The sequence below is a fragment of the Amycolatopsis sp. NBC_00348 genome (assembly GCF_036114655.1).
Classification (GTDB): Bacteria; Actinomycetota; Actinomycetes; order Mycobacteriales; family Pseudonocardiaceae; genus Amycolatopsis.
The window spans coordinates 5,531,559-5,549,434 of sequence record NZ_CP107994.1 but is presented as its reverse complement, the minus strand read 5'-3'; the positions used below and the strand labels follow the sequence as shown (position 1 = coordinate 5,549,434).

Below are 17,876 nucleotides of genomic sequence, written 5' to 3'. Positions count from 1 at the left end.
CTGCGCGCCGGTGCGCACTTCGGGGGGCCAGCCCTACCGGAGTGCCTGGTATGCGCCCGGCCCGTCGTGAGTGGTAATGAGGGTCCTAACCCGCATTACCACTCACGACCGGACGCGCGGCAGGTGGTGGTGCGGCGCGCCGAACAGCAGGGACGACGAGTGCGCGCGCTTGAAGTAGCGGTGCGCCGGGTGTTCCCAGGTGATCGCGATGCCGCCGTGCAGCTGGATCATCTCCGCCGCGACCTCGGACAGCACCTCGGAGCAGTGCACCTTGGCGACCGCCGGCAGGTCCGCGTAGGCGGCCGAGCGGGCCGTCTCGACCAGGACGTGCAGGTCCGCCATGCGGTGCTTGAGCGCCTGGAAGCTCCCGATCGGGCGGCCGAACTGATGGCGTTGCTGGGTGTACTCGACGGTCAGCTCGAGGGCCCGGGCCGCCGCGCCGGTCTGCTCGGCGGCGAGGACCAGGCACGCGAAGTCCCGAAGCGGGCCGGGATCCAGGGGACCGAGGCGGCGCGCGGGCGCGTGGTCGAACGTCACGGTGGCGAAGTGCCGGGTCTCGTCGAGCGACGGGACGTGCTCGCGGACGGCGTCGGCTGGGCCCACTTCGTACAGTCCGTCTCCGGTGACGGCCAGCAGGATCGACGCCGTGTCGCCGTCCAGGACGTAGTGCGCGCGTCCGTCCACAGTCGACAAATCGCCCCGGCAGGCCGCGGCGTCCCAGCGGCCGTCCTCGCCGGTCCAGGCCAGCGCGGCGACGGCGCCCTCGGCGAGCCGGGGGAGCAGCCGCTCGTCTCCCGTCGCGAGCACGGCCTGCGTGGCGACGGCCGAGCCGAGGAACGGGACGTCGGCCAGGACGCGGCCGAGCTCTTCGGCGACGATCCGGAGTTCGGTGAGCCCGGCGCCGAGCCCGCCGTGCTCCTCGGGGATGGCGAGCGCGGGGACGCCGATGTCGACGAGGGCCGGCCACGGCGTGGTCTCGCGCTCCAGGAGTTTCCGGACGGTGGCGCGGAGTTCGTCCTGTTCCGGCGTCATCCGACGGCCGCCAGGATGCGCCGCCGGTGCACCGCGCCGGTGCCCCACGCCGTCGTCAGGGCGCGGACCCGCAGCAGCCGCCTACCCAGTGGGTGCTCGGCGGTGTAGCCGATCGCGCCGTGCACCTGCAGTCCGGTGCGGGCCGCGAGCAACGCCGCGTCGCCGCACGCCACCTTCGCCGCCGAGACGTCGGCGGGGGCGAGGGTCACGGCCGCGCCGTACAGCAGCGGCCGGGCCAGCTCCAGCGCCGTGACGACGTCGGCGAGCAGGTGCTTGACCGCCTGGTACTTGCCGATCTCGCGGCCGTACTGGCGGCGTTGCCCGGCGTAGCCGACCGACGTCGAGAGCAGCCAGTTCCCGGCGCCGAGCAGCTGGGCCGCCGTCGCGAGGACGCCGAGGTCGAACGCGCGCGCCGGGTCCAGGGCCGGGCCGAGGTCGTCACCGGGGACGGCCTCGAACAGCCGCCGGGACGGGTCCACCGAAGCCAGCTCGCGGCCGGGGGTGAAGGTCTTCAGGCGCGTGCCGTCCACCAGGACGCGCAGGTCCGCGGTGTCGGCGTCGAGCGCGTAGGGCACGTGCGGTGCGAAGACCACCGACGCCCGCGTCTCGCCGGAGGCCACCGACGCGAGCACCGGGTCGTCGAGCAACGCGGGCAGCACGGCCACCGTGTCGGTCCACGACCCCGCGACGCCGTGGTGGCCCAGCGCTTCGAACGCGACGACGAGGTCGACCGGGGAGGCGTCGAGGCCGTCGTGCTTCTCGGGGATGCCGAGCGCCGTGACGCCCAGCTCGGCGAGCTTCGGCCAGTCGTCCGTGGTCGAAAGCAGGTCGTGCAGAGACGCGGCGAACGCCGTCTGCTCGGCGGTCAACCCGAACCTCATCGGTCCTCCCGGGGCAGGCCGAGCAGGCGTTCGGCGACGATCGTGCGCTGGATCTGGTCGGTGCCGCCGTAGATCGGGCCGGCCAGCGAGAACAGCCAGCCGTCGCTCCAGGGGCCGCGCAGCTCGGCGTCCGGGCCCAGCAGGTCGAGCGCCGTCTCGTGCAGCTCGACGTCCAGGTGCGACCAGAAGAGCTTGTTGACGCTCGACTCCGGCCCGAGCTGGCCGCCCTCGGCGAGCTTGGTGACCGTGCCGAACGTGTAGAGCTGGTAGGCGCGGGCGCCGATCCAGGCGTCGGCGACCCGGTCCGCGGTGGCTTCGGGACGGCCCGCGCCGGACCACAGCGCCGTCAGCCGATCGGCCGCCGCGAGGAACCGGCCGGGGCTGCGCAGCGACAGGCCGCGTTCGTTGTTGGCCGTGGTCATCGCGACCTTCCAGCCCGCGCCGGGCTCGCCGATGACGTCGGCGTCCGGCACGAAGACGTCGTCGAAGAAGATCTCGGCGAAACCCGGCTCGCCGTCCAGCTGCGGGATCGGGCGCACCGTGACGCCGTCGGCGCGCAGGTCCGCCATCAGGTAGGTCAGGCCGCGGTGGCGTTCGGCTTCGGGGTCGCTGCGGAACAGGCCGAACGCGCGATCGGCGTAGGCTGCCCGGGAGCTCCACGTCTTCTGTCCGTTGAGGACCCAGCCACCGTCCACACGCGACGCTGTGCTGCGCAGCGCGGCGATGTCGCTGCCCGCCTCCGGCTCGGACCAGGCCTGCGCCCAGACCTCTTCGGAGCGCGCCATCTTCGGCAGGATCCGGGCCAGCTGCTCGTCGGTGCCGTGCGAGAAGAGCGTCGGCGCCAGCATGAAGATGCCGTTTTGGTTGACGCGCAGGGGCGCGCCGGCCGCGTAGTACTCCTCCTCGAACAGCACCCACTCCAGGAGGCTCGCGTCGCGGCCGCCGTACTCCGCCGGCCAGGAGACGACCGACCAGCGCGCGTCGGCCAGCCCGGCCTCCCACTCGCGGTGGGCGGCGAAGCCCTCCGGCGTGTCGAACGAGGGGAGCGGCTCGACGGGGACGTGCGTGGCCAGCCATTCGCGGGCTTCGTCGCGGAACGCTTCGACGCCGGGGGAAAGGTCGAGGTCCATCAGCGATCCCGCATGGACCGGGCGTCCAGCCCGGCCAGGGAGTCGCCGGCGGTCTCGGCGTTGTGCGCGTGCGCGAAGTGGTGCAACCCGAACACACTGTCCATTCCGGACCGCAAGCCCATCTGGTCCTCGGCCTGATTCACGGCCTTCTTGGCCAGTGCGAGGCCGAACCGCGGCATCTCGGCGATCTTCGTGGCCAGCGCCATCGTCTCGGTTTCGAGGTCGGCGCGCGGGACGACCCGGTTGAGCATGCCCCAGTCGAGGGCCTGCTGGGCCGTGAAGCGCTCGCCGGTGAACAGGACCTCCTTGGCCCGGCGCGGCCCGAGCACCCACGGGTGCGCGAAGTACTCGACGCCGGGAATCCCCATGCGCACCACGGGATCGGCGAAGAACGCGTCGTCGGAGGCGACGATCAGGTCGCACACCCAGGCCAGCATCAACGCCCCGGCGATGCACGCGCCCTGGACGGACGCGATCGTCGGCTTCGGGATCTCCCGCCAGCGGCGGCACATCCCCAAGTACACTTCGGACTCCCGCGCGAACCGCTGGTCACCACCCGCGGCGTCGACGTGGTCCCACCACATCACGGCCTTGCGCTCGAACGAGACGTCCGCGTCGCGGCCCGGCGAGCCGATGTCGTGCCCGGCGGAGAAGTGCTTGCCCGCCCCCGCCAGGACGATCACCTTCACCTCGGCGTCGTCGACGGCCCGGGTGAACGCGGCGTCCAGCGCGTAGGTCATCGCCGAGTTCTGCGCGTTGCGGTACTCGGGCCGGTTCAGGGTGACGACCGCGACCGGTCCGCGCACCTCGTACGTGACCTCCTCGCCGATGTCGCTCATGCTTCCTCCCGCAGAACTCGTTTGAGCACCTTGCCCGACGGCGTGCGCGGCAGCTCGTCCCGGAACTCGACGTGCCGGGGCCGCTTGTAGTTCGCCAGGTTGGCCTTGCAGTGGTCGATGACGTCCTCTGTGGACAGTGTGACGCCCGGCCGGAGCCGGACGTAGGCCTTGCCGACCTCGCCGTAGACCGGGTCCGGCACGCCGACGACGACGGCCTCGGCCACGCCGTCGAGCCAGCCCAGCGCCTGCTCGACCTCGGCCGGGTAGACGTTGAAGCCGCCGCAGATGTACATGTCCTTGATCCGGTCGACGATCCGCAGGTGCCCGGACCCGGTGAGCACGCCGACGTCGCCGGTGTGCAGCCAGCCGCCGTCGTCGATCGCCTCGGCGGTGGCGGCCGGGTCGTCGAGGTACCCGAGCATCACGTTCGGCCCGCGCAGCAGCACCTCGTCACGCTCGCCGAGGCGGACCTCGAACCCGGCGGCAGGCCGGCCGACGGTCCGCGCGATCAGGTCGGGTGGGTCGGTGCGCAGTGACATCGTGGCCACGACGGCCTCGGTCAGGCCGTACGCGGTGAGGACCAGGTCGAAGCCGAGTTCCGCCTGCATGCGTTCGACGAGCGCCACCGGGACGGTCGCGGCGCCGGTGACCGCCAGCCGGAGCGTCGACAGGTCGTACGACGGCCGGTCGGGCGCGTCGAGGAGGACCTGGAAGATCGTCGGCGCGCCCGGCAGCACGGAGATCCGCTCGTCCTGGATCAGCCGGAGGGTCTCGGCGACGGCGAAGGTGCGCTGCGGCACGAGCGTCGTGCCGTGCAGCGTCGCGGCGAGGATCCCGGCCTTGTAACCGAAGCTGTGGAAGAACGGGTTGATCACGAGGTAGCGGTCGTGCTCGCTCAGCTCGCCGCACTCGGCCCACGCGGCGGCGACGCCGAGGGCCTGCCGGTGCGACGACATCGCGCCCTTGCTGCGGCCGGTCGTCCCCGACGTGAAGAGGATGTCGCTGACGTCGTCCGGCCGCGCGGGGCTGGTGAAGGTGTCGTCGAAGCTGTCGAGCGCGGCCCACTCGGTGACGCCGTCGACCGGGTCTTCCGGGCCCTCGACCGGGATCCGCAGCACCGTGGGTGGACGTTCGGTCAGGTCCGCGAGCCGGTCGGCGCCGAGGAACGTCCCGGTGATGGCGAGCGCGGACACGCGTCCGCGGGTCAGGATGTCCGTGGTTTCCCGCGCGGTGAACCGGGTGCTGATCGGCACCAGCGTCGCGCCGGCGTAGTGCGCGCCGAGGGCCGCGACCGGCCAGTGCCACGTGTTGGGCGCGCAGACCGCGACGCGGTCACCCGGCCCGATCCCCGCGGCGGCGTAGAAGTTCGCGCACTGCCGCACCCGGGAAGCCAGCTCCGGCCAGGTCAGCCGGACGTCGCCGTCCACCAGTGCTTCACGCGCGGGGAACCGCTCCGCCGCGGCGTCGAGCGCCGCCGGGACGGTCTCCGGCATCACGGCCTCCCTAGCAAGTGCTTGGTAGGGTAGCCTACGCAGGAGCCCCGGTTTTGGCCAGAGGAGGTGACGGTGCCCGACCAAGACTTCCGTGACGAAGTAAGGACCTGGCTGGCCGAACACCTGCGCGGCGACTTCGCGAAGCTGCGCGGCCGCGGCGGTCCCGGCCGTGAGCACGAGGCGTTCGAAGAGCGCCTGGCGTGGGAGCGGGAACTGGCCACCGGCGGCTGGAACTGCGTCGGCTGGCCCGTCGAGCACGGCGGCCGCGGCGCCACCCTCGAGCAGCAGGTCGTCTTCCACGAGGAGTACGCCCTCTCCGACGCCCCGGCCAAGGTCGGGCACTTCGGCCAGGAACTCCTGGGCCCGACGCTCATCGCGTTCGGCACCCCGGAACAGCAGCGCCGGTTCCTGCCGCCGATCGTCGCCGCCGAAGAACTGTGGTGCCAGGGTTACTCCGAACCCGGCGCGGGCTCCGACCTCGCCGCCGTCTCGACGTCGGCCCGGCTCGACGGCGACGAGTGGGTGGTCACCGGGCAGAAGGTCTGGACGTCGCTGGCGCAGCACGCCGACTGGTGCTTTGTCGTCGCGCGCACCGAACCCGGCTCGAAACGCCACAAGGGACTGTCCTACCTGCTCGTCCCGATGCGACAGTCCGGAGTGGACGTTCGCCCGATCGTCCAGCTGACCGGCACGGCGGAGTTCAACGAGGTCTTCTTCGACGGCGCCCGCACCGCGCGTGACCTGGCGGTGGGGGAGCCGGGTGACGGCTGGCGCGTCGCGATGGGCACCCTGGCCTTCGAACGCGGCGTCGCCACCCTCGGCCAGCAGGTCGGGTTCCGGCGCGAGCTGACGGCGGTGACCGACCTGGCCCGGAGCACCGGCGCGCTCGATGACCCGGTGCTCGCCGAGCGCGTCGACCGGGCCTGGCTCGGCCTGGAAGTCATGCGTGCGCACGCGATCCGCACGCTCGGCGACACCGGCCCCGGCACGGCGTCGGTCGCGAAGCTCGTCTGGGCGAACTGGCACCGGACGCTCGGGGAGCTGGCCATGGCGATCCGCGGCGCGGCCGGGCTGCTCGCCCCCGGCGGGCTCGACGACTGGCAGCGGCTCTACCTGTTCACCCGCGCCGACACGATCTACGGCGGCTCCAACGAGATCCAGCGGAACATCATCGCCGAGCGCGTGCTCGGCCTGCCCCGGGAGGCGCGCCCGTGATCACCGTCCCGAAGTACCCCGAGGGCGCGAACCTGCTGCGGGACAAGGTGGTCGTGGTGACGGCCGCGGCCGGCACCGGGATCGGCTCGGCCACGGCGAAACGCGCGCTCGAAGAGGGCGCGAAGGTCGTCGTCAGCGACTGGCACGAACGCCGTCTCGGCGAGAAGGCCGCGGAGCTGGCGGACCTCGGCGACGTCCACGCGATCCCGTGCGACGTCACCAACGAAGAACAGGTACAGGCGCTGATCGACGGCAGTGTCGAGCGGTTCGGCCGGATCGACGTCGTCGTCAACAACGCCGGGCTCGGCGGCACCAAGTCCCTGGTGGACATGACCGACGAGGAGTGGACGCGGGTCCTCGACGTCACCCTCAACGGCACCTTCCGCGCCACCCGCGCGGCCCTGCGCCGGTTCGCCGCGCAGGGGGACGGCGGCGCGATCGTCAACAACGCGTCCGTGCTCGGCTGGCGCGCCCAGGGCGGGCAGGCGCACTACGCGGCGGCCAAGGCGGGCGTGATGGCCCTGACGCGGTGTGCCGCCGTCGACGCCGCGCCGCTGGGCGTCCGGATCAACGCCGTCGCCCCCAGCCTGGCGATGCACCCCTTCCTGGCCAAGGTGACCAGCGACGAGCTGCTCGAAGAACTCACCGCCCGCGAGGTTTCGGGGAGGGCGGCGGAACCGTGGGAAGTGGCGAATGTGATCGTGTTCCTGGCCAGTGAGTACTCCTCCTACCTCACCGGCGAGGTCGTGTCCGTGAGTTCGCAACGTGCGTGAGGTGCCCCGATGAGTCCCGTGAAGAACAGTCGCCGTGCGGAGCTGCTGGACCTGGCCGCGCGGCTGTTCGCCGAGCGTGGGTACGTGTCCACCACCGTGCGCGACATCGCCGACGCCGCGGGCATCCTCTCGGGCAGCCTCTACCACCACTTCGACTCCAAGGAGTCGATGGCCGACGAGATCCTCACCGGCTTCCTCGACGAGCTGTTCGGCTCCTACGCCGAGATCGTCGCCCAGGGGCTCGGCCCGCGCGAGACGCTCGAAGCGGTCGTCGTGGCGTCGTTCGACTCGATCCACCGGCGCCCGGCGCAGGTCGCGATCTACCAGAACGAGGCCAAGCACCTCATGCAGCTGCCGCGGTTCGCCTACCTCAACGACCGCAACGCCGAGTTCCGCAAGCTGTGGAACGGCATCCTCACCGACGGCGTGGCGGACGGCGTCTTCCGCGCGGACCTCGACGTCGAGCTGACCTACCGCTTCATCCGCGACACGGTGTGGGTGGCCGTGCGCTGGTACAACCCCGACGGCGCGCTCACCGCGCAGGACGTCGCGGAGCAGTACCTCGGGATCCTGCTCGACGGCATCGGAACGAACAAGCGGAGGCGGCGTGGCTGAAGCGTATGTCCTGGACGCGGTGCGGACGCCGGTCGGCAAGCGCGGCGGAGCGCTGAGCGCGGTCCACCCGGCCGACCTCGGCGCGCACGTGATCCGCGCGGTCGTCGAGCGCACCGGCGTCGACCCGGAACTGGTGGAAGACGTCATCTTCGGCTGCGTCGACACCCTGGGCCCGCAGGCCGGCAACGTCGCGCGGACGTCGTGGCTGGCGGCCGGGTACCCGCAGCACGTGCCGGGGGTGACCGTCGACCGGCAGTGCGGCTCGAGCCAGCAGGCGGTGCACTTCGCGGCGCAGGCGGTGCTGAGCGGCACGGCGGACCTGGTGCTGGCCGGCGGCGTGCAGAACATGAGTGCGATCCCGATCGGCGCGGCGATGCTCGCCGGGCGCGAATACGGGTTCGACGATCCGTTTTCCGGCTCGAAAGGCTGGCAGGAACGCTTCGGCGCGAATGAGGTGTCGCAGTTCCGCAGCGCGGACATGATCGCCGGGCACTGGGACATTTCCCGCGTCGCGATGGAGGAATTCGCCCTGCGGAGTCACCAGCTCGCGGCGGCGGCGTCCGACGGCGGATTGTTCGACGACGAAATAGCGCCCTACGGAGAATTCGGCAAGGACGAAGGACCGCGCCGCGACACTTCCCTGGAACGGATGGCGGGCTTGAAACCGCTGTCCCCGGAATCGCGTATCACGGCGGCGGTGGCGAGCCAGATCTCGGACGGCGCGAGCGCGACGCTCATCGCGTCCGAGTCATTCGTGCGCGACCACGGGTGTGCGCCGATGGCCCGCATCCACCACCTGTCGGTCCGCGCGGCGGACCCGGTCTGGATGCTCACCGGCCCGATCCCGGCGACCGCGCACGCGTTGCGTCGCACCGGGTTGACGATCGGTGACATCGATCTTTTCGAAGTGAACGAGGCGTTCGCGAGCGTGGTCCTCGCATGGCTCGACGAGACGGGCGCCGACCCGTCCCGGGTGAACGTCAACGGCGGCGCGATCGCGCTCGGGCACCCGATCGGCGCGTCGGGCACGAAGCTGTTCGCGACGCTGGTCCACGAGCTGAAGCGCCGCGGCGGCCGCTACGGGCTGCAGACGATGTGCGAAGGAGGCGGCACGGCCAACGTGACCATCGTCGAAAACCTGACCTGACGGGGCACAGCGAAGGCCGGTTCGAAGGTTCCCGTTCCCTCGAACCGGCCCTGGCCGGTGCAACCCCGATTGTGCACTCAGTCCCCGTGAAGACCTTCCCGCCGGCATACCCTTCCGGCGGGAAGGCCTTCACGAGGCACACGCCCCGGCGGCGGACCGCCGTGGCGCACGACCCCGGACCCCCGTCCGGCGAGCCGGAAGAAGGCCATCTCGAGGGGTGTCGGGTTCCCTCGGGATGGCCCTCTCCTGGCCCGCCGGACGCTCGGCCCGAGTCCGGGCGCGAGGCGGGCAGGGGGACGCTGTTGTGGGGGCCGGTCACCACGCCACCCAGCCGCGGAGGGTGTGTGGTGACCGGCCGAGGGACGAGGGCCGCCGCGCGCAGCCTCGCCCCCGTCTTCTACCTCCCCATCGGGATGGCCATCGTCGGCAGCGCTTCCGCCGGCAGCGACTGCGCGGCGAACGCCGTCGTGGGGGGTGCGGGCAGGGACTGCGCGGCGAACGCGGTGGTCGGGATGTTGTTCGCGAACTCGCTCTCGAACTCGCGCTCGAAGGCCTGGGCGTCGAAGCCGCTCTCGAACTCCGGCGGCACCTCGGCCGCCAAAGCCGCGATCGACGGTTCGACCGCCGGGACCTCGGCCGCCGCGGGAGCGGGCTCCGGCTCCGGGACGAAGTCCGGGGCGGGCAGGCGGCGGTCCAGCTCGGCCATCCAGTCGAGCATGGCCCGCGGCTTGTCCCACGAGGAGACGCCGACGAGCCGGCCGTCGCGGATGAAGCCGGTGATGCCATCGGCCAGCGTCACGGTGTCTTCGGCCAGCGAAGGCATGCCGCACATCTGCAGCCGCGTGTCGTACAGCGTCGACCACGCCCGGGGGAGCGGGGTGAACGGCTTGGCGCTCGACTGGCCCAGCAGCAGGTTGTCCGCCGCGTGCCGGGCCGACTCGACGGCGTTGATCCAGTGCTCGACCCGCCGCGGGGTCTCGTCGAAGCGCAGGTTCGGCCAGCGCGCGATGTCACCGGCGATGACGACGTCGGACGCGCCCTCGGCGAACAGCTTCGAGTCGCACAGCACGCCGTCGCTGATGTCGAGGCCGGAGCCGCGCATCCAGTCGACCGACGGGACACTGCCGATGGCGAGCACGACGACGCTGGCGACCAGCAGCTGGTTGTTCGTCAGGTGCAGCCCGACGGTGTCCTTCGTGCTGATCCAGTGCCGCACTTCGCTCTTCATCGACAGTTTCGCGCGGTGCTCGTGGTGCGCCTCGACGACGCCGCTCGAGACGCGGTCGCCGAAGCGGTGCAGCGGCGCCTTCGCGTGGCCGATCAGCGTGACGTCCCGGCCGATGTGCCGCATGCTCGCGGCGAACTCGTTGCCGATCAGGCCGGCGCCGATCACGACGGCCGGCTTCTTGCTGGCGTTGAGGCAGCGCCGCACCGCCATCGAGTCCTCGACCGTGCGCAGGATCCGCACGCGCGGGTCGTGCCGCGGCGACCCGGGCAGGTGCCGCGGGTAGACGCCGGTCGCGGCGATCAGGCCGTCGTACCAGAGGGATTCGCCGCCGGGCAGGTGCACGACCCGCTCGGTGGTGTCGAGGTGCGTGACGCGCGCGCCGAGGCGCCAGTGCACGTCCAGGTCCGGCAGGTAGTGCGAAAGGCCCACGTCGCTGGGCCGTTCGGTGCCCATCACCAAGGCCTTGGAGACCATCGGCCGGTGGTAGGGGCGCCGGGCCTCGTCGCCGATGAGCACGATCTCACCGTCGAAGTTCTGTTCCCGCAGTCGTTCCGCGGCGCGCAACCCCGCGACACCCGCACCGACGATGACGATCCGGTCGCCGTCAGCCATCGAGGTCCCCTCTCATCACGACCGCCTGCATCGGGCAGCAGCGAGCGGCCATCTTCGCCTGTTCCATGGTGGTTTCGTCCAGCAGCCGCGTGCGGAAGCGCAGCCGGCCGTCCTGGCCGAGGTCGAACACGTCCGGCGCCTCCATGGCGCAGATGCCGTAGAGCTCGCAGCGATCGTTGTCGACGCTGATCCGGGGCCCGCCACCGGGCAAACGGAGCGGCATGTCAAGCCACCTGCTCTTCCACGAGTCCGATGCGTTCGAGGGTGCGGGCCGGCATGAACCGCAGCAGTGACAGCGTCGCGGCCGGGATGAGCAGCGTGATGCCGCCCAGCCAGACGACCGCGAGGTGGCCGTTGGCGATCGAGCCGAACCAGGCGTGCAACGCGGTCAGCGCGACGGCCGGGTACGCGCAGCGGTGCAGCCACAGCCAGCGGCGGTAGGAGGTGAACCGCTGCAGGCCGGCGGTGAGCGCGATGGCCACCATGACCTCGAAACCGACGATGCCGATGCTGTGCCGGACCTCCTGGCCGGACAGGAACGGGAGGAACAGGTACTGCAGGCTGTAGGGCTGGATGGTCAGGTAGAAGAAGCCCAGCGCGTGGATGCCGCCGAAGATCAGCGTGCCGGTCGCGAGGACCATGTGCGAGCTGCGCAGCGCCTTGCGGCCGGTGACCGAACGCACCCAGCCCGTGGCGGTGAGCACGCCCCAGGTGAGGGTCAGCATCATCGCCGCGTAGGACGCCCGGGCCGCGAAGGCCGCGAGGCCGCGCGCCGCCGGGTCGGTCTTCGGCTGGAACTGCTGGGTGATCAGGATCGTCGCGTCGTGCCAGGTCTCAACCATGACTGCCCCCGGTTCTCACTCCGGCGGGCCGGGACGAGGTCCGGGTGCGGCCGCGGTTGCGGTTGCCCTTGATCTGGCGCAGCACGTAGAACAGGCCGCCACCGACCAGCAGGAACAGGGCCGCCACCACGGCGATCTGGGACGTGTCGAGGCCGAGGGGAGCCCCGGCGGGTGCCGCGGTGGTGGACACCGCGGGCTCGGGCAGGGCGGTGTAGTCGACCATCCCGGTGCTCTCGAGCATCGTCATGTGCCGCATCACGGCCTGGTTGCCGACGGTCGCGAACGCCCGCACGTCGTCGTTGCGGGTGCCGGCCCGCAGCTGCGCGAGGATGGCGAACACCTGGCCGTGCGCCGCGCGCAGCCGGTTGGCGAAGACGCGGTCGAACGCCGGGCCGGGGGCCGCGTTCATCTCTTCGAGCAGCCAGCCGCGCTGTTCGTCGGAGGGCTGGTCGGGCACCGGCGAGTTCAGCTTCGCCGACAGCGCGCGGGTCGCGACGTCGAGCCGGCCGTGATCCATCATGATCGCGAAGCCGACTTCCTTGACCAGCGGGCTGCCCTTCTGCATGGCCATCATGCCGGAGGGCATCTCCCACAGACCGGCTTGGCGGACCTTGGTCAGCAGCACCGAGTCGGTGGGGGAGACGGCCGTGGTCTGGGCCGTCGAGGCCGAGCCCGGCGCGAGCAGCGCCAGCACCGCGACCACCACGAACAGGATCCGGACCAGCGGCCGGGAGCGTTCGAGGTGCGACGGCGGGTCGAGCTCCAGCGCGGCGAACTCAGAGGCCGAACGCATTTTGCCTCCACTCGTCCTGGGTGAGCGTGATCTTCTTGCCGTCCGGCGCGATGGGGTACCACGCCTGCTCGGCGCCCTGGCCGGAGGTGTCGGCGGGTTCGCTGTCGCCGGTGAAGTGGTAGAGCGGCCAGCCGGCGAGCGTGAGCTGCTGGCTGCCGTCGTCGCGGGTGAGCTGCCCGATCAGGGACGGGTCGACGTCGATCGGCGCGGGGCCGCCGACGTTGACCGGGATCCACTTGGTCGCGCAGGCGCCGGTGCAGTTCGACCGGGACGGGTCGGACGAGTCCCGGTCGTAGCGGTAGATCGTGTAGCCGGTTCCGTCGACGAGCATGAGCCCGAGGTCGAAGGTCTTGGCGGCGCGGATCTGGCTCTTCGCGGGGTCGTTCGGGTTGGCCGTGATCGGCTGCGGCATGGCGAGGGTCATCGGGGCCTGCTGGCCGGGCATCTGCATGCCGGCGCCCCCACCTGCGGCGTAGCCGCCGGAAGTGGTCGCGGCGCCGGCGGTGCAGGCGGTGAGCAGAGCGAGTGCGGTGAGGCACACGGCGGCGGGGACCACCGGTCGGGGAATGCGGATCACTGCTCCTCCGTGGGGCATGACTACGCGCTGTTGCCGGGGGTGCAACGAAAAAGCGCGCGGAAGATCCACTGTGGACGACTGGTCCGGGGTGGATGCGGAGCGTTGCGGGGGACAACGCTTGTCGGGGGTCTTCGGTAGGGGATACGGACACGGTCCGGAAACGGTTCAAAAAACTTTCGGGCTCATTTGGTACTGGACGCCGGGCCTCCGGCACACCAGGATGTCCCGCGTGGGACGGCACACTCGAGCGCTGAGACCCGTCGAAGATCAAGAAGGCGTCGTTGTCGAGCCGAACGACGCCTCCGATGATCTGGCGAAGGCGCTCTACCAGGAGTTCGGTGGGTCCCTCATGGCGTTCGCGCTCCGGCTGACCGGCCACGACCGGCAGTGGGCCGAAGACGTCGTGCAGGAGACCCTGATCAAGGCGTGGCGGAACGCGGACAAGCTGGACCGCCGGCCGGAGATGCTGCGCGCGTGGTTGTTCACGGTGGCCCGGCGGACCGTCATCGACGGCTGGCGCAGCCGCAGCGTCCGTCCCCAGGAGCTCGAAGAGATCGAATCGGACGCGATCACGGTGTCCGACGAGTCGGACCGCACGCTCGCCGCGATGATCGTCTACGAGGCGCTGCAGGGGCTTTCGCCCGAGCAGCGGGAGGCCATCCAGCAGACCTACCTGCGCGATCGGACCGTGAACGAGGTGGCGGCGACCCTCGGCGTGCCCCCCGGCACCATCAAGTCCCGCATCCACCACGCCGTCCGCGCCCTGCGCCGAGCGTTGCGCGAGCGGGGGTGAGCTGAGGTGGCCGGGTCCGCACACACCGACGTCGCCGCGTACGTGCTCGGCGTCCTCAGCGAGGCCGAGAACAACCAGTTCGAAGCCCACCTGATGAACTGCCCCAACTGCCAGCTCGACCTGATCGAGCTCTACCAGCTGCCGGACGTGCTCGACCTCGTCAAGCGCAGCTGGCCCGAGCCCCCGATGCCCGCCCCAGGCCCGCGCACCCTCGCCCCCGGGCCCCGCGTGCTGCGCGGCCTGATGGAAGAGGCGTCCGTGAAGCGCCGGCGCCGGCGCCGGGCCGGCATCATCGCCGGCACCGCGGCCGCCGCGCTCGTCATCGCCGGCCCGCTCGTGACGCTCGCCGTCCGGCCCGCCGACGCCGTCCCGCCCGCCTCCCTGTCGGCGCCGAGCGGCAAGCCGGCGTCCGCGGTGACGAGCGTCCCCGCGACGTCCACACCACCGCCGTCCGCCGCGTCGACGAGCCGGCCGCCCGGCGGCGGCCAGACCTACGGCCGCGGCAGCGGCGGGTCGGCCGTCAACGCCCTCGTCACCGTGCTGCCCGTCGAGTGGGGCAGCCGGGTCGAGCTCGAGCTGCGCGGGATCGTCGGGCCGCTCAACTGCCAGCTGGTCGCGATCTCCGCCGCGGGCGAGGAGCGCGTCGTCACCGGCTGGTCGGTGCCGCCCAAGGGCTTCGGCATTCCCGGCTCACCCGAACCGCTGCGGCTGCAGGGGTCCACGTCGATGACGATGGACCAGATCGGCCGGTTCGAGGTCCGTGGCGAGGACGGCACCGTCCTCGTCATGGTGCAGCGTTAAATCATTTTTCCCGCCGATCCCCGGTGACCTGGGTGAATGCTGTCCGGTTGCGCGGCGTTAGATAACGAAAAGATAACGGGCCGGTCGCTTTTGAACCTCACGCCACCAGCGTCCGTATCCCCCAATGCATCCCCCGATGCACCCGATAGCCCCCGAGCCGGAACCGAGTGGCACCGGGCAGCGACGCCGGAACGCACGGCGGCAGGCCCCGGTCAGCACTTCCCCCGGGTTCCGCACCAATCACGACCTCAATTATCGGTAGTTCTTGCCCGGGCTGCCGCGCTGTTCGGCGCGCCCGGAATAACGAACGAGGTGAACTAGTCCATGCCCCGGAATTCTCGGTCCCCCGTGACGGGCAAGCATCGTGTTGCCCGTCGAACCAAGATCGCGATGGGCGCGCTCGGCCTGGCGATCGCCGTCGGCGCACTCGCCGTCGCGGTCTCGACGGGCCGCACGGGCGAGGCCAGCGCGGACCCCGCAGACCCGTCGTTCTTCATCGACATCAACAAGGTTCCCGCCGGCAACAACGTCAACGCGGCCTTGAAGAAGAAGGGTGCGCAGGGCTCCTTCACCGTCGACTGTGGAACGAACGCCGACGGCGCCCACCACAACCCGGACAACTTCATCGCCCAGCCCGGGATCAAGAACGGTGCGCAGCACCTGCACGACTACGTCGGCAACGTGACCACCGACGCCGACTCGAGCCTCAAGAGCCTGCTCGCCGGTGACACCACCTGCAAGAACGGCGACCAGTCCGCCTACTTCTGGCCGGTCATCCGGATCGACCGCGAGGACAACGCGGCGAACGAGAGCGAGAACCAGAAGGCCGATCAGGAGCAGCAGGGCAAGACCGGCGACGTCCAGCAGGACCAGAGCGCGGCGGACGCCCAGGCGGCCGACGCTGCCGGACAGGGCCAGGACGCGCAGGACCAGGCGGCGGCGGACCCGAACGCGGACCCCAACGCCGCCGACCCGAACGCGGACCCCAACGCTCAGGACCAGAACGCTCAGGACCAGAACGGTCAGCAGAAGAAAAAGAACACCGGTGGCGGCGCGACGCGCGGTGACCAGAACGCCCAGCAGCAGGACGGTCAGAACCAGCAGCAGGGCCAGGACCGCCGGCGCGGCGGCCAGAACGGCGGCCAGAACAACGGCGGCCAGAACAACAATGGCGGCGGCAAGAACCAGGGCGGCCAGAACGGTGGCCAGAACAACGGCGGCCAGAACGGCAACCAGAGCAGCACCGTCGCGGCACCGCCGGCCGACGGCGAGCTCGGTGGCCCCGAGGGTGCGAACGAAGAGGTCGGCGACAACGACGGCGAGATCGTCGAACCGGAGTCCGCGACCCTGAAGTTCATCGGCGGTGGCGCGAGGAACGTCGTCGCGATGCCGCTCGGCCTGAAGATCCTCTACGGTGACGCCAAGCAGAGCACCAACGGCCCGGCCAACGCCCGGCCCAGCTGGACCTGCACCGGGTTCGAGGACCGGCTGACCGACCTCTACCCGATCTGCCCGGCGGGCAGCAAGGTGGAGCGGATCCACGCCTTCCCGAACTGCTGGGACGGCAAGAACACCGACAGCGCGAACCACCGCACCCACGTGGTGTTCGCCGACCAGCAGGGCAAGTGCCCGCAGGGGTTCAAGAACATCCCGCAGCTGCAGGTGACGCTGGTCTACGACGTCCCGCAGGACGTCCAGCAGAACGGCCAGTACAAAGTGGACGCGTTCGCGCAAGAGAAGCACAACCCGCGCTCCGACCACGACGACTTCGGCAACGTGATGAGCAAGAAGATCATGAACCGCCTCGTCAACTGCGTCAACTCGGGCAAGGCCTGCGCGGAATAACGCTCCACTGTCTCCACTGGTCATCGCTCCAGGAAGGGTGAACGTCATGAACCGTGCTCGCCCGGTCGCTGCCGCTCTGCTCGCCGTCGCCGGCCTCGCGCTGGTCACGGCCTGCGGGACCAATCCGTACGCCACGTCCGGCACCAACGTGCAGCCGGCGGCACTCGGTCTCCAGCAGCAGCAACCGGCGAGCACGGTTCCGGCCGGTGCCGGCCAGGTCCAGCTCGTCGCGTCCACAGTGGAGGGTCTCGGCACGGTCCTGGCCGACGCCGAAGGTCACACGCTCTACCGGTACGCGAAGGACAGCGCCAAGCCCCCGAAGACCGTCTGCGACGGCGCTTGCGCGGAAACGTGGCCCCCGCTGGTCTCCGACGCCCCGGCGCTCGCCGCCGGCGTGGACGCGCAGCTCGTCGGCGAGGTCACCAGACCCGGCGGGCAGCGGCAGGTGACCGTCGGCGGCTGGCCGGTCTACCGGTACGCCAAGGACACCGGCCGGGGCATCGCGCTCGGCCAGAACGTCAGCGCGGACTGGGCGGCGATCACCCCGACCGGCGGGAAGGCGGCCGGCCAGAGCGGCGCCCCGGCCACCGAACCCGCCAAGCCGACGACGATCGGCACCACCGACGTCGGCGGCCTCGGCCCGGTGCTCACCGACCAGGCCGGCGACACGCTCTACCTGTTCACCAAGGACGGCAAGGACTCCGGCGAGTCCACTTGCGACGGTGCCTGCGCGAAGACGTGGCCGCCGGTGCGGGTGGACGGCCGGATCACCGTCGCCGAGAGCGTCGACACCGGCCTCATCGGCCAGATCCGGCGCCCGGACGGCACCATGCAGGTGACCGTCGGCGGCTGGCCGGTCTACACCTACAGCAAGGACGGCGCGCCCGGCGAAGCCAGCGGGCACGGCGTCGGGAACACCTGGTACGCCGTGGAACCCAGCGGCTGCAAGGTCGACCCGGCCCGCAGACCCGACGCCCAGCAGGTTGCGGCAGCGTCATCTGGCGGGTACTGACCCGCCCCACGATCCCCGGCCCGGCGAACACTTCCCTCCACCTCACCCCCCCCCCGTTCGCCGGGCCGGTAGCAGTACCCGGGACCACGGTCCCGGTCGTGAGTTCCGGCCCGGTGGGTGTTTCCCCTCCACCTCACCCCCTTGCCCACCAGGCCGGTGCGGTAACGCGAGACCCGGTCCGGCGGACGCTTCCTCCACCTCACCCCCCAAAGTCCGCCGGGCCGGGTCCGCACCACCCCCGAAATACG

The 17,876-nt window shown here is 71.3% G+C and carries 18 protein-coding genes; 8 read left to right on the top strand and 10 right to left on the bottom strand.

What is annotated here, in order from left to right; all coding sequences use genetic code 11:
* Positions 1 to 102: 102 nt before the first annotated feature.
* From OHS58_RS23680 to OHS58_RS23660, 5 genes are read right to left on the bottom strand one after another with little or no spacing between them, the layout of a single operon-like run.
* Complete coding sequence (locus OHS58_RS23680; RefSeq protein ID WP_328644033.1) at positions 103 to 1,032, bottom strand: acyl-CoA dehydrogenase family protein; 930 nt, start codon at positions 1,030 to 1,032, stop codon at positions 103 to 105.
* Positions 1,029 to 1,913 (bottom strand): acyl-CoA dehydrogenase family protein, encoded by an 885-nt coding sequence (locus OHS58_RS23675; RefSeq protein WP_328644032.1) that lies wholly within the window; start codon positions 1,911 to 1,913, stop codon positions 1,029 to 1,031. The genes OHS58_RS23680 and OHS58_RS23675 overlap by 4 nt, the downstream gene beginning before the upstream one ends.
* Positions 1,910 to 3,043: an acyl-CoA dehydrogenase family protein gene (locus OHS58_RS23670; RefSeq protein ID WP_328644031.1), complete on the bottom strand. Its 1,134-nt coding sequence runs from the start codon at positions 3,041 to 3,043 to the stop codon at positions 1,910 to 1,912. The genes OHS58_RS23675 and OHS58_RS23670 overlap by 4 nt, the downstream gene beginning before the upstream one ends.
* Positions 3,043 to 3,882, bottom strand: a complete 840-nt coding sequence (locus OHS58_RS23665) for an enoyl-CoA hydratase (RefSeq protein ID WP_326947613.1) — start codon at positions 3,880 to 3,882, stop codon at positions 3,043 to 3,045. The genes OHS58_RS23670 and OHS58_RS23665 overlap by 1 nt, the downstream gene beginning before the upstream one ends.
* Complete coding sequence (locus OHS58_RS23660; protein WP_328644030.1) at positions 3,879 to 5,375, bottom strand: FadD3 family acyl-CoA ligase; 1,497 nt, start codon at positions 5,373 to 5,375, stop codon at positions 3,879 to 3,881. The genes OHS58_RS23665 and OHS58_RS23660 overlap by 4 nt, the downstream gene beginning before the upstream one ends.
* Positions 5,376 to 5,447: 72 nt before the next feature.
* Between OHS58_RS23660 and OHS58_RS23655 the strand changes: the two genes are divergently transcribed.
* The 4 genes from OHS58_RS23655 to OHS58_RS23640 are packed head-to-tail and all read left to right on the top strand — an operon-like array spanning position 5,448 to position 9,125.
* Positions 5,448 to 6,590 (top strand): acyl-CoA dehydrogenase family protein, encoded by a 1,143-nt coding sequence (locus tag OHS58_RS23655; RefSeq protein ID WP_328644029.1) that lies wholly within the window; start codon positions 5,448 to 5,450, stop codon positions 6,588 to 6,590.
* The gene (locus tag OHS58_RS23650; protein ID WP_326954860.1) at positions 6,587 to 7,363 is read left to right on the top strand and encodes an SDR family oxidoreductase; all 777 of its coding nucleotides are present in this window, start codon (positions 6,587 to 6,589) and stop codon (positions 7,361 to 7,363) included. The genes OHS58_RS23655 and OHS58_RS23650 overlap by 4 nt, the downstream gene beginning before the upstream one ends.
* Positions 7,364 to 7,372: 9 nt before the next feature.
* Complete coding sequence (locus OHS58_RS23645; RefSeq protein ID WP_328644028.1) at positions 7,373 to 7,978, top strand: TetR/AcrR family transcriptional regulator; 606 nt, start codon at positions 7,373 to 7,375, stop codon at positions 7,976 to 7,978.
* Positions 7,971 to 9,125, top strand: coding sequence for an acetyl-CoA C-acetyltransferase (locus tag OHS58_RS23640; protein WP_328644027.1), 1,155 nt, complete (start codon positions 7,971 to 7,973; stop codon positions 9,123 to 9,125). The genes OHS58_RS23645 and OHS58_RS23640 overlap by 8 nt, the downstream gene beginning before the upstream one ends.
* A gap of 397 nt (positions 9,126 to 9,522) precedes the next feature.
* Here the strand turns inward: OHS58_RS23640 and OHS58_RS23635 are convergent, their stop codons facing one another.
* From OHS58_RS23635 to OHS58_RS23615, 5 genes are read right to left on the bottom strand one after another with little or no spacing between them, the layout of a single operon-like run.
* Positions 9,523 to 10,965: an NAD(P)/FAD-dependent oxidoreductase gene (locus OHS58_RS23635; RefSeq protein WP_328644026.1), complete on the bottom strand. Its 1,443-nt coding sequence runs from the start codon at positions 10,963 to 10,965 to the stop codon at positions 9,523 to 9,525.
* Positions 10,958 to 11,188 (bottom strand): ferredoxin, encoded by a 231-nt coding sequence (locus tag OHS58_RS23630; RefSeq protein WP_247063377.1) that lies wholly within the window; start codon positions 11,186 to 11,188, stop codon positions 10,958 to 10,960. The genes OHS58_RS23635 and OHS58_RS23630 overlap by 8 nt, the downstream gene beginning before the upstream one ends.
* 1 nt (position 11,189) lies before the next feature.
* On the bottom strand, positions 11,190 to 11,807 hold the full coding sequence (locus OHS58_RS23625; RefSeq protein WP_247063378.1) for a ferric reductase-like transmembrane domain-containing protein: 618 nt from the start codon (positions 11,805 to 11,807) through the stop codon (positions 11,190 to 11,192).
* On the bottom strand, positions 11,800 to 12,600 hold the full coding sequence (locus tag OHS58_RS23620) for a DUF4142 domain-containing protein (protein WP_328644025.1): 801 nt from the start codon (positions 12,598 to 12,600) through the stop codon (positions 11,800 to 11,802). The genes OHS58_RS23625 and OHS58_RS23620 overlap by 8 nt, the downstream gene beginning before the upstream one ends.
* A complete protein-coding gene (locus OHS58_RS23615; protein WP_247063380.1) occupies positions 12,584 to 13,177 on the bottom strand; it encodes a hypothetical protein in 594 nt (197 codons plus the stop codon). The genes OHS58_RS23620 and OHS58_RS23615 overlap by 17 nt, the downstream gene beginning before the upstream one ends.
* 229 nt (positions 13,178 to 13,406) lie before the next feature.
* On the opposite strand from OHS58_RS23615, the gene OHS58_RS23610 reads away from it, so the two are divergent.
* The 4 genes from OHS58_RS23610 (at position 13,407) to OHS58_RS23595 (ending at position 17,628) form a co-directional block, all read left to right on the top strand.
* Positions 13,407 to 13,970, top strand: coding sequence for a sigma-70 family RNA polymerase sigma factor (locus OHS58_RS23610; RefSeq protein ID WP_247063381.1), 564 nt, complete (start codon positions 13,407 to 13,409; stop codon positions 13,968 to 13,970).
* A 6-nt stretch (positions 13,971 to 13,976) separates the two neighbouring features.
* Positions 13,977 to 14,771: a zf-HC2 domain-containing protein gene (locus tag OHS58_RS23605; protein ID WP_326947625.1), complete on the top strand. Its 795-nt coding sequence runs from the start codon at positions 13,977 to 13,979 to the stop codon at positions 14,769 to 14,771.
* A gap of 324 nt (positions 14,772 to 15,095) precedes the next feature.
* Complete coding sequence (locus tag OHS58_RS23600) at positions 15,096 to 16,616, top strand: DUF1996 domain-containing protein (RefSeq protein ID WP_328644024.1); 1,521 nt, start codon at positions 15,096 to 15,098, stop codon at positions 16,614 to 16,616.
* 46 nt (positions 16,617 to 16,662) lie between these two features.
* A complete protein-coding gene (locus OHS58_RS23595) occupies positions 16,663 to 17,628 on the top strand; it encodes an SCO0930 family lipoprotein (RefSeq protein ID WP_328644023.1) in 966 nt (321 codons plus the stop codon).
* The last annotated feature ends 248 nt before the right edge of the window (positions 17,629 to 17,876 follow it).

Bases quoted from the DNA above. Each gene is read 5' to 3' on its own strand.
- OHS58_RS23660 (WP_328644030.1), bottom strand. From the start codon at position 5,375: ATGCCGGAGACCGTCCCGGCGGCGCTCGACGCCGCGGCGGAGCGGTTC.
- OHS58_RS23665 (WP_326947613.1), bottom strand. From the start codon at position 3,882: ATGAGCGACATCGGCGAGGAGGTCACGTACGAGGTGCGCGGACCGGTC.
- OHS58_RS23645 (WP_328644028.1), top strand. From the start codon at position 7,373: ATGAGTCCCGTGAAGAACAGTCGCCGTGCGGAGCTGCTGGACCTGGCC.
- OHS58_RS23680 (WP_328644033.1), bottom strand. From the start codon at position 1,032: ATGACGCCGGAACAGGACGAACTCCGCGCCACCGTCCGGAAACTCCTG.
- OHS58_RS23595 (WP_328644023.1), top strand. From the start codon at position 16,663: ATGAACCGTGCTCGCCCGGTCGCTGCCGCTCTGCTCGCCGTCGCCGGC.
- OHS58_RS23670 (WP_328644031.1), bottom strand. From the start codon at position 3,043: ATGGACCTCGACCTTTCCCCCGGCGTCGAAGCGTTCCGCGACGAAGCC.
- OHS58_RS23625 (WP_247063378.1), bottom strand. From the start codon at position 11,807: ATGGTTGAGACCTGGCACGACGCGACGATCCTGATCACCCAGCAGTTC.
- OHS58_RS23675 (WP_328644032.1), bottom strand. From the start codon at position 1,913: ATGAGGTTCGGGTTGACCGCCGAGCAGACGGCGTTCGCCGCGTCTCTG.
- OHS58_RS23635 (WP_328644026.1), bottom strand. From the start codon at position 10,965: ATGGCTGACGGCGACCGGATCGTCATCGTCGGTGCGGGTGTCGCGGGG.
- OHS58_RS23630 (WP_247063377.1), bottom strand. From the start codon at position 11,188: ATGCCGCTCCGTTTGCCCGGTGGCGGGCCCCGGATCAGCGTCGACAAC.
- OHS58_RS23600 (WP_328644024.1), top strand. From the start codon at position 15,096: ATGCCCCGGAATTCTCGGTCCCCCGTGACGGGCAAGCATCGTGTTGCC.
- OHS58_RS23620 (WP_328644025.1), bottom strand. From the start codon at position 12,600: ATGCGTTCGGCCTCTGAGTTCGCCGCGCTGGAGCTCGACCCGCCGTCG.